At 70.9% G+C, this 9,973-nt stretch carries 9 protein-coding genes; 8 read left to right on the top strand and 1 reads right to left on the bottom strand.

All coding sequences use genetic code 11. The annotated features are described in order from the left end of the window. The first annotated feature begins 1 nt into the window (after position 1). The 8 genes from fabD (at position 2) to AC0680_RS07880 (ending at position 8,413) form a co-directional block, all read left to right on the top strand. A complete protein-coding gene (fabD, locus tag AC0680_RS07915; RefSeq protein ID WP_478625877.1) occupies positions 2 to 2,314 on the top strand; it encodes an ACP S-malonyltransferase in 2,313 nt (770 codons plus the stop codon). Between the two features lie 31 nt (positions 2,315 to 2,345). Beyond that, positions 2,346 to 3,362: an NADP-dependent oxidoreductase gene (locus AC0680_RS07910; RefSeq protein ID WP_478625875.1), complete on the top strand. Its 1,017-nt coding sequence runs from the start codon at positions 2,346 to 2,348 to the stop codon at positions 3,360 to 3,362. A gap of 301 nt (positions 3,363 to 3,663) precedes the next feature. Then, positions 3,664 to 4,509: an SAM-dependent methyltransferase gene (locus tag AC0680_RS07905; RefSeq protein ID WP_478625874.1), complete on the top strand. Its 846-nt coding sequence runs from the start codon at positions 3,664 to 3,666 to the stop codon at positions 4,507 to 4,509. 112 nt (positions 4,510 to 4,621) lie between these two features. After that, on the top strand, positions 4,622 to 5,833 hold the full coding sequence (locus tag AC0680_RS07900) for a cytochrome P450 (RefSeq protein ID WP_478625873.1): 1,212 nt from the start codon (positions 4,622 to 4,624) through the stop codon (positions 5,831 to 5,833). 176 nt (positions 5,834 to 6,009) lie between these two features. Beyond that, complete coding sequence (locus tag AC0680_RS07895; RefSeq protein WP_478625871.1) at positions 6,010 to 6,381, top strand: hypothetical protein; 372 nt, start codon at positions 6,010 to 6,012, stop codon at positions 6,379 to 6,381. A 136-nt stretch (positions 6,382 to 6,517) separates the two neighbouring features. Continuing rightward, a complete protein-coding gene (locus AC0680_RS07890) occupies positions 6,518 to 7,072 on the top strand; it encodes an EF-hand domain-containing protein (RefSeq protein WP_478625870.1) in 555 nt (184 codons plus the stop codon). Positions 7,073 to 7,202: 130 nt separating this feature from the next. Continuing rightward, on the top strand, positions 7,203 to 7,928 hold the full coding sequence (locus tag AC0680_RS07885) for a nucleotidyltransferase domain-containing protein (RefSeq protein WP_478625869.1): 726 nt from the start codon (positions 7,203 to 7,205) through the stop codon (positions 7,926 to 7,928). Between the two features lie 191 nt (positions 7,929 to 8,119). Then, complete coding sequence (locus AC0680_RS07880) at positions 8,120 to 8,413, top strand: hypothetical protein (RefSeq protein ID WP_384428364.1); 294 nt, start codon at positions 8,120 to 8,122, stop codon at positions 8,411 to 8,413. Between the two features lie 227 nt (positions 8,414 to 8,640). On the opposite strand, the gene AC0680_RS07875 is transcribed toward AC0680_RS07880, so the two are convergent. After that, positions 8,641 to 9,717, bottom strand: a complete 1,077-nt coding sequence (locus tag AC0680_RS07875) for a S1 family peptidase (RefSeq protein ID WP_478625867.1) — start codon at positions 9,715 to 9,717, stop codon at positions 8,641 to 8,643. Positions 9,718 to 9,973 lie beyond the last annotated feature (256 nt).

Here is a 9,973-nt window from a genome sequence, read left to right as displayed (position 1 = left end):
CATGAAGGCAGTGGTCTTTCCCGGCCAGGGCGCCCAGCGGCGCGGCATGGGGCGGGAGCTGTTCGACGCATATCCCGAACTCGCCGACGAGGCCTCCGAGATCCTCGGCTACTCCCTGCGCACGCTGTGCCTGGACGATCCGGACCGGCAACTGGGCCGCACCGAGTACACCCAGCCCGCGCTGTTCGTGGTCGGCGCGCTCGCCCACCGGCAGTGGCGCGAGCGCACCGGCGGCGAGCCGGACTTCCTCGCCGGGCACAGCCTGGGGGAGTACTGCGCCCTGCACGCCGCCGGGGCCTTCGACTTCGCGACCGGACTGCGCCTGGTCCAGCGGCGCGGCGCACTGATGGCCCAGGCGCGGGGCGGCGGCATGGCGGCCGTGGTCGGGCTCGACGCGGCAGCGCTGGGCGAACTCCTCGACGAGGGCGGCTTCTCGGGCCGGCTGACCGTCGCCAACGACAACGCACCGCGGCAGCAGGTCGTGTCCGGCGACACCGAGACCGTCGACGCGCTGGTGGCCCACCTCGACGCGCGCGACGTCCGCTGTGTGCGACTGAACGTCTCCGGCGCCTTCCACTCGCCGCTGATGCGCCGGGCGCAGCAGGACTTCGCGCGCTTCGTCGACGACTTCGCCCTCGGGAACCCGGCGACGCCGGTGATCGCCAACGCCACGGCGCGCCCGTACGTCCCCGGCCGGACCGCGCACACTCTCGTCGACCAGATCGTGCGGCCGGTGCGCTGGACCGAGAGCGTCCACCACCTCCTCGACCAGGGCGTCACCGACTTCGTCGAACTCGGCGGCCGGGTACTGGGCAAGCTGGTCGACCAGATCCGCTCCGCCCCGCGGCCGGCCGCCCGCCCCGAGGCACCGGCCGCCCCGCGCGAAGAGCCGGCCGCCTCCCTCGATACGGCGGCCGACACACGGGGCGCGCAGCCCGGCACACCCGCCGCCGCGCTCGGCAGCCCCGTGTTCCGCCGGCGGATGGGCGTGCGCCACGCCTACGCCGTGGGCGGCATGTACCGGGGCATCGCCTCGGCCGAGATGGTCACAAGGCTCGGCCGGAACCACATGCTCGGCTTCCTGGGCACCGGTGGTCTGCCGCTCCCGGAGATCGAGCAGCGGGTGAAGGAGGTCCAGCACGGCCTGGCCGAAGGACAGCCCTACGGCGTCAACGTCCTGGCCGACCACGACGACCCCGCGGCCGAGCGCGCACTGGTCGACCTGCTGATGCGCCAAGGGGTCCCCGTCATCGAGGCGTCGGCCTTCATGCAGATGACCCCCGCGCTCGTCCTCTACCGGGCACGGGGACTGCGCCGCGGCGCCGACGGCCGCACCGTGTGCGACCACCGCATCATGGCCAAGGTCTCCCGGCCGGAGGTCGCCGAGCAGTTCATGGCCCCCGCCCCCGGCCCCGTCCTGGACAGGCTCCACCGGGACAACGCCCTCACCGACGAACAGGTCCAGCTCGCCCGGACGGTGCCGATGAGCCACGACATCACGGTCGAGGCGGACTCCGGCGGGCACACGGACGGCGGAGTCGCCACGGTGCTGATGCCCGCCATGCTGGGGCTGCGGCAGCGGGCCCAGGACCGGTACGGCTACCAGGAGCCGATCTGCCTGGGCCTCGCCGGCGGCCTCGGCACCCCCGCGGCGCTCGCGGCGGCCTTCATGCTGGGCGCCGACTACGTACTCACCGGATCCATCAACCAGTGCACGGTGGAGTCCGGCATGAGCACCGACGTCAAGGACATGCTGCAGGACGCCGGCATCGCCGACACCGGCTACGCCCCCGCGGGCGACATGTTCGAGTTCGGCGCCAAGGTGCAGGTGCTCCGCAAGGGCGTCTTCTTCCCCACCCGCGCCAACAAACTGTTCTCCCTGTACTCCCACTACGACGGCCTCGACGAAATACCGGAGAAGACCCGTTCCCTGCTGGAGCGGACCTATTTCGGAAAGAGCGTCGAAGAGGTCTGGGACGAGGTGTGCGGCTATCTTCGGTCGCAGGGACGCGACACCGAAATCGACCGGGCCGACGCCGAACCCAAACAGAAAATGGCCCTGGTGTTTCGCTGGTACTTCTTCCACTCCACGCGCCTGGCAATGAACGGCGACGGCTCGGGAAGAGTGAACTACCAGATCCAGACCGGACCGGCGCTGGGTGCCTTCAACCAGTGGGTCGAAGGCACCGAACTCGCCTCATGGCGGCACCGCCACGTCGACCGGATCGGCCTGAAGCTGCTCGACGGCGCCGCCGAACACATCGCCACCGCATGCCGCCACTGGCGCGACACCCTCGGAGCGCCCCGTGCGTGACGGACACCCCACCGCAGTCGAGGAGAACGTGATGACCGTTCCGTCCACGGGCACCGAAGTCCGGCTCGCCGCCCGCCCCGAGGGGTGGCCGACCACCGCGGACTTCTCGGTCGTGCGGGCGGAACTGCCCGCCGTCAGGACCGGCCAGGTGCTGATCCGCAACCTGGTGATGAGCGTCGACCCGTATATGCGCGGGCGGATGAACAACACCAGGTCCTACGTCCCGCCGTTCACCGTCGGCAAGGCGCTCGACGGGGGCGCCGTCGGCGAGGTCGTCGTCTCGAAGTCGCCGCGGCTGGCCGTCGGCGACCTGGTCCTGCACGGCCTCGGCTGGCGGGAGTACGCCGTCGTGGGCGCCGCCGGCGTGGTCCGGGTCGACCCGGCGCTCGCGCCGCCCGGCGCGTACCTCGGCGTGCTCGGCATGCCCGGGCACGCCGCCTACACGGGGTTGCTCAAGGCCGCCGAATTCCGTGCCGGCGACACCGTGTTCGTCTCCGGGGCCGCGGGCGCGGTGGGCTCCCTCGTCGGGCAGATCGCCCGCCTCTGCGGTGCCGAACGGGTGATCGGATCGGCGGGTGGTCCCGAGAAGGTCGCCTATCTGACCGAGGAGCTGGGCTTCGACGCGGCGTTCGACTACAAGGACGGACCGGTCCTCGAACAGCTGGCGCAGGCCGCACCGGCGGGCATCGACGTCTACTTCGACAACGTGGGCGGCGACCATCTGGACGCGGCCCTGATGGTGGCCAGGCTGGGCGCGCGGTTCGCCCTCTGCGGCAGCACGCCGCAGGCCGACGACAAGACCGGCCCGGCCGGCCCACGGAACCTGGCGCAGGCCATCGCCAAGGGCATCACCCTGCGCGGCTTCCTCGTCTGGGGCCACGGCGACCTCGGCGACGAGTTCACCGCCCGTATGGGCGGTTGGCTGGCATCCGGGAGGATCTCCTACCGGGAGACCGTCGTCGAAGGTCTGCAGAACGCGCCCACCGCGTTCCTCGACCTGCTGCGCGGCGCCCACACCGGAAAAATGCTCGTGCGGATCGCCGAATGAAGCCGTCGTGCCGCGCGGCGGATAACGGTGAACTCCAGGAATTTCCCGGACTCCCCGGAAATTCCCGGGCACATGTTCCGCAAATGCCTTCCGGTCGGTATCGTGATCTCCAGGCGCATACGCCACGCAGCCGGCGAGCAGACGGCGAACTTCACGCCTCGCGCACGGAATTCCCCACCGGCCCTGTATTTCCCGGTCGTGAGGACTGCGGCGAGTCGGCACTTTCCGGCCGACCGGACCCACGCACCCGCCGTACAGGCGCCACCTTCTGATTCACCAGAAAAGAAATCGGAGAACTCTCATGTCCAGCACGTCCACGTCCCCGGCCGAGTCCACCCTCACGGCCACCCCCGTCCCCGAAGAGGTCGGACGCCTCTACGACCGCCTCACCGCACTGGACACCGAAGCGGTCGGCGGCAGCCTCCACCTCGGCTACTGGGACGTCGACGACGACGACACCCCGCTGGTGGAGGCGGCCGACCGGCTCACCGACGAGATGACCGACCGCCTGCGGATCGTCGAGGGCCGGCGGGTCCTCGACGTCGGCTGCGGAGTCGGCCAGCCGGCCATGCGGATCGCCCGGCGCACCGGCGCCCATGTCACGGGCATCGCGATCAGCAAGGACCAGATCGCCCGCGCGACCGCCCTCGCCGAGGCCGCCGGCCTGGGCGACCGGGTGGAGTTCCGGCACGCCGACGCCATGGAACTGCCCTTCCCCGACGACTCCTTCGACGCCGCCGTCGCCATCGAGTCGATCTTCCACATGCCCGATCGCGGACGGGTCCTCAGCGAGATCCGCCGCGTCCTGCGCCCCGGCGGCCGCCTGGTCCTCACCGACTTCTTCGAGCGCGGCCCCATCCCCGCGGAGAAGCAGCCCGCCGTGGACCGGCTGCTCCGCGACTTCATCATGACGCTGGCCCGGCCCGAGGACTACGTGCCCATGCTGCGCGACGCGGGCCTCCGCTTCGTCGAGCTGCTCGACATCACCGAGCAGAGCGTGCGCCAGACCTTCGAGCAGATGAGCCGGGGCTCCCAGGAGATGCAGACCGTCTTCGACGACGAGGCGGAGGAGAAGTTCAGCCCCGCCTCCATGATCGACGTCGACGAGTTCGGGTCCGTGCTGCTGACCGCCCAAAAGCCCCTCTGACCGGGGACGTTCGCACGCGGTGGCGCCGCGGAGCGCGTCCCTGCCGCCGGGCGACGACGCGACGCACCTCCGGCGCCACCGCACACCCACCACCGACCAGGAGCGACCTGCCATGACCGAACCGACCGACGGCGGCACCCCGCCCGCCTTCCCCTTCCCCCGCACCTGCCCCTACCGGCTGCCCGCCGAGTACCACGGCCTCCGCGAGACCGGGCCCGTGTCGAAGGTGGTGCTGCCGACCGGCAGGCCGGCGTGGATCCTGACCCGCCACGACGATGTGCGCAAGGCGCTGCTCGACCCGCGCCTGAGCTCCGACCGCGCCGATCCGAACTTCCCGATGCTGGTCGAGATGGCCCGGAGCGACAAGGATTCCACGCTGTCCCTGGCGGGCATGGACGCGCCCGAGCACACCCGGGCACGGCGCGCCGTGGTCGGCGAGTTCACCTTCCGCCGGATGGAGGCCCTGCGGCCGCGCATCCAGGAGATCGTCGACGAGTGCGTCGACGCGATGCTCGCCGGCCCCAACCCGGCCGACCTGGTCAAGGCGATGTCCTTCCCGGTGCCGTCCCTGGTCATCTGCGAGTTGCTCGGCGTGTCCGTCGACGACCGCGACTTCTTCGAGGACCGCACCTCCCGCATGCTCAGCATGGCCCTCCCGCCGCTGACCCGGCAGCAGGCGTTCTTCGACCTGCAGGCCTACCTGGACGAACTCGTGACGACCAAGGAGCAGGTCCCGGGGGAGGACCTGCTCAGCCGTCAGATCGCCAAGGGCCGCAAGGACGCCGTCTACGATCACGACGCACTCGTCGACCTGGCGTTCCTGCTGCTGACCGCCGGACACGACACGACCGGGAACATGATCTCGCTGGGCATGCTCGCCCTGATGGAGACGCCCGAGCTGCGGGCGCGCATCACCGGCGACCCCGGCAGCACGCCGCAGGTCGTCGAGGAACTGCTGCGCTACTTCACCATCACCGACATCATCACCACCCGCGTGGCCAAGGAGGACGTCGAGATCGGCGGGCAGACCATCCGCACCGGCGAAGGCGTCTTCGCGCTCGGCGGTTCGGCCAACCACGACCCGGACGTCTACGAGAACCCCGGGAAGCTGGACGTCGACCGCGGCGCACGCCAGCACCTCGCCTTCGGCCACGGCCCGCACCAGTGCCTCGGGCAGAGCCTCGCCCGCATGGAACTGGAGATCGTCTACGACACCCTGCTCCGCCGCATCCCCGAACTCCGCCCGGCCGGCCCCGTCGAGGCGCTCCCGCTGAAGAACGACGCGGCCATCTTCGGCCTGCACGAGCTGCCGGTCACCTGGTAGATCGAGACGAGCGGGCGCGGCTCCGGACCCCTGCGGTCAGGGGATACGGCGCGTCACCCAGCGGCTGCGTGGTATTTCGCATTAGCCTTCAGTAACTGTATGAATTCGGTCGATTACCGACCGAATTCATTCGATCTACCGGAGATGATATGCAAAAGCTTCGCAAGGCTGCCGTCGTGACAGTCGTCCTCGCCAGTGTCGGCCTCGCCGGCGCCGGCACCGCCCACGCCGGCGGGACGGGCGGCGGCACCCCCAGCCGCACCCAGGCGACCCGCGTCGAGGCCCCTCAGCAGCAGACGGTCCGTCAGGTCGTCAGCCGGCAGCAGTGGGGCGGCGACCACCACCACCGCCGCAAGGCGCACAGCCGCAAGGTCGAGATCCGCCAGCACACCTCCTGCCGGACGCACGAGGCGAACGTCGACGTACTCGGCAACGTAGGCATCCTCAACGGCCTGTTGGCCAACGCCGGTGGCGGCGAGGGCAGCTCGGGCACGCAGTCCACCAGGATCGGCACGCACCTGGCGTGCAACAACGTCATCCGCAAGTAACGGAAACGGGCCCCGGCCCGAGCCGCGGGCGCGGCGCCGGGCCCACGCGAAGAGGACTCGCGTGGGCCCGGCCCATGGCGGGCCGGCCGCGCTCCAAGCCCCCGATCTGCGACCCTCCGCGCTCCTGGGACAGGAAATGCCCGAACACATTCTCCGCGAGAAGATGCGCAAGCTGTTCGACGTCTATGACACCGACGGCAACGGATACATCGAGCGCGGCGACTTCGAAGCCCTCGCGCAACGCATCAACGAAAGCTTCGCGGACACCGGTTCGCCACGTGCGGCCGAGGTGACCGCCGTGCTCCACGACACCTGGGAGGACCTGGCCTCCCGCATGGACGTCGATTCCGACGAGCGCATCTCCCTGGAGGAGTTCCTCGCCGACAAGCTCGACACGGCGCGAGGCGGGGCGGCCGCCTCGCGCAGGAAGACGCGACAGGAACGGCGGCGTCTGCTCTTCGGGATCATGGACCGCGACGGCGACGGAAACATCGGCCTGGACGAGCACCGGCGCTTCTACCGGGCCTTCGGAGTCTCGGCCGCGGACGCCGAAGAATCCTTCGCGGTGCTCGACGTGGACAGCGACGGCCTGCTGTCCGTCGACGAGATGGTCCAGGCGTCCCTGGAGTACAGCACCAGCGCCGACCCGAACGCCCGCAGCAACGACCTGCTCGGCCCGCTGACGCCGTAGGACCCCACCGGCCGGGAACGCCGCACCTGGGTCCGGCCGCCGGGAAGTCCCGCGCCACGTGGCCCGTCCTGCGACGCGCTTCGCCGGACGGGTGGAGGACGCAGACGGGGGGCTGGCACGATCAACGGCCATGAATGATCAGGAAACCGCCGCGGCCCAAGCTCTGCGCCTGGTGACGGACCGCTTCCCGCACGCGCTGGGGGCCCTGCTCGGCGGCTCGGCCGCCCATGGCCGCGCCACCTCGACGAGTGATCTGGACGTGGCCGTCCTCGTACCGGACTCGGACCGCAGCCGCCGGGAGGTCGTCCGCCACGACGGCCGCCTGGCCGAGTTGTTCGTCAACACCATCACGGACGTACCCGAGTTCTTCGAGTGGGACCAGGCCCGTCGCCGCGGCACCGTGCTGTTCGTCTACGCCGACGGCCTGCCCCTGTACGACCCGCACGGGCATCTGGCGCGCACCCGCGATCAGGCGCGAGCGGTGCTCGCGGCCGGCCCTCCCCGGCTCAGCCCGACGGAGTGGGAACACGGCCGGTACGTCCTCACCTGTTACCTGGACGATCTGGTCGACACCGCGCCCGCCGGCCGGTACGAGCAGCTGGCCCTCGCCGACCACGCCCTGCGCGAGGCGGCGCACCTGATCACCGCCCACCACCGGGCGTGGACGGGGATCGGCAAATGGCTGCCGCGCAGGCTGCTGAGCGCGGATCCGGAACGGGGCAGGGCCCTGCTGGAGGGCCATCGGGCGGTGGCCGAACGCGCCGACCCCGTCCCGTTGGCGGCCGCGGTCGAGCAGGTACTCGACCTGCTCGGAGGACCGCTGCGGGAAGGGTACGCCCGCCCCTGGCGCGCCTGAGCCCGCCGGGCAGGCCACCGAGCGCGCCGCCGGGAACGGCTGTCGACGGGCCGGTGCGACCGCGACACGACACCGTCAAGTGATCGGCGCGTCGTTCAAGTGGTTGTGGGATATGTCGTATTAGCCTTCAGTAACTGTACGAAGTCGATCAGTCACAGATCGCATCCGTCCAACTTACCGGAGATGAATCAATGCGCAAGCTTCACAAGGCTGCCGTGGTGGTTGCCGCACTCGGCAGTGTCGCCTTCCTCGGCGCCGGCACCGCTCAGGCCCACGACGGCAAGGGAGGCGGCGACACCTGGGTCGTCAAGTCGGGCAGCTCCTGCCGGTCCCACGACCTGAACGTCGACGTGCTCGGCGAGGTCGGGATCCTCAACGGCGTACTGGGCAACGCGCTCAACGGCGAGGGCCCGGCAGGCGCGCAGTCCACCCCGATCGGCTCGAGCATGGGCTGCAACAACCTGGTCGGCGGCGGCGGCAAGTAAGCACACCGGGCCCGGTGTTCAGGCGCGAGCCTGGCACCGGGCCCTTTTGCGTCTTGGGGACGCCGGTCGATTCGGTCTGGGGACGCCGGCCGGTTCGTGTCTTGGGGAGGCCGACCGGTCGCCGTTCCCGCGGCATGCGTTCGGCGGAGCGCCGTCCCGGTGACTGCTCCGGGACGGCGCTCCGCCTTCCGCCTGAACCAAGGTGCCCGCGCAGGGCGCGGGCGGGCTCAGCCGAGTTGGGATCCGGTCTTCTCCAGGGCCTCGCGCACCGGCTGGTAGAAGGTCTGGCCTCCGAGGGTGCAGTCGCCGCGGCCGCCCGAGGTCAGGCCGAGTGCGTGGTCGCCGTCGAAGAGCGGACCGCCGCTGTCGCCGGGCTCCGCGCAGACGGTGGTCTGGATCAGGCCGTCGACCGCGCCCTGCTGGTAGTTGACGGTCACATCGAGCGCCATGACCAGACCACTGCGGACATGGGTGGTGCTGCCGCTGCGCTGCACCTGCTGGCCCACGATCGGCTCGGCCGCCTTGGAGATGGTCTGCATCTTGCCGTTGTAGAGACTCACCGCGCTGGGGTGCACCACGTCGGCCGCGGTGTACCGGGCGATCGCGAAGTCGTCGCCGGGGAAGGTGGCGTCCTCCGTCGCCGCGGCCTCCGTGCCGCCCATCGTCGCGGACCAGCTCCGCACCGCGTCGCCGCAGTGGCCGGCGGTCAGGAAGTACGGCTGGCCGCCCTTGACGACGTTGAAGCCGAGCGAGCAACGGGCGGTGCTGCCCCAGATCGCTTCGCCGCCGGCGAGCAGCGGCCGCAGTTCCGCCGACGAGCGGGTGAGGCTGGCCCGGTCGCCGAGCGCCGAGGCGGCCGCCTTGAGCTGGTCGAAGTCCTTGCCCTTGACCGTGGGGTCGGCGACGATGACCACCTTGTTGAGGCGGGGATCCATCGCCCAGGACGTCCCGGGAATCCGCACCTGCTCCTTGAGGTTGGCGCGGGCGGTGTCCAGCGTGGCGAGGGAGTGCTTGACGATCTTCGGCTGGGCGCCCGCCGCACGGACCTTGGCGGCGGCCGCCTCACTGGTCACGTTCACGATGAGCGCGCGGTTCTCGGCGTCGTAGTAGGAGCCCGCCCCCTCGCCGCCGAGACTGGAGCTGATCTCCTTGGCGCGCTGTGCGGCGGTGGTCGCCGTCGGTGGGTCGGAGGGCGGGCCGGGAGCGGCATCGGCGCTCGGCTGGGTGAGTACGGCAGTGATCAGGGCCAGGGCCCCGGCACCGGCGACGAGGGTGCGAGGCTTCGATACTCTCGTGCTCTTCAATTCAGGACCTCTGTGGAGTTCGGGCCGGTAGCGGATGTCCGGCCCCGGAGGGGGCGGGGGCGTTCCCCGGTGACCAAATCTCTCCCCTGCCCCTGCTGGGTACTACACCCGCACAGGCCACAGCTGAGGCGGAATCACCTGTACGGCCGGTGTCGGGCGGGGGCTTGCTCCACCGGGGTGAGGCCGATGCCCTGGCGGGCTCACTGCCGGTACCGGCCCTGGCGTGTGCCGACCCACCGGCCGTAGGGGCGTATTC

It is taken from the genome of Streptomyces sp. NPDC043738 (assembly GCF_056436545.1).
This window is presented reverse-complemented; position numbering and strand designations above follow the sequence as displayed.

Excerpts from the sequence above, each read along its gene's own strand:
- AC0680_RS07890 (WP_478625870.1), top strand. The coding sequence starts at position 6,518 with ATGCCCGAACACATTCTCCGCGAGAAGATGCGCAAGCTGTTCGACGTC.
- AC0680_RS07910 (WP_478625875.1), top strand. The coding sequence starts at position 2,346 with ATGACCGTTCCGTCCACGGGCACCGAAGTCCGGCTCGCCGCCCGCCCC.
- AC0680_RS07900 (WP_478625873.1), top strand. The coding sequence starts at position 4,622 with ATGACCGAACCGACCGACGGCGGCACCCCGCCCGCCTTCCCCTTCCCC.
- AC0680_RS07885 (WP_478625869.1), top strand. The coding sequence starts at position 7,203 with ATGAATGATCAGGAAACCGCCGCGGCCCAAGCTCTGCGCCTGGTGACG.
- fabD (WP_478625877.1), top strand. The coding sequence starts at position 2 with ATGAAGGCAGTGGTCTTTCCCGGCCAGGGCGCCCAGCGGCGCGGCATG.
- AC0680_RS07905 (WP_478625874.1), top strand. The coding sequence starts at position 3,664 with ATGTCCAGCACGTCCACGTCCCCGGCCGAGTCCACCCTCACGGCCACC.
- AC0680_RS07880 (WP_384428364.1), top strand. The coding sequence starts at position 8,120 with ATGCGCAAGCTTCACAAGGCTGCCGTGGTGGTTGCCGCACTCGGCAGT.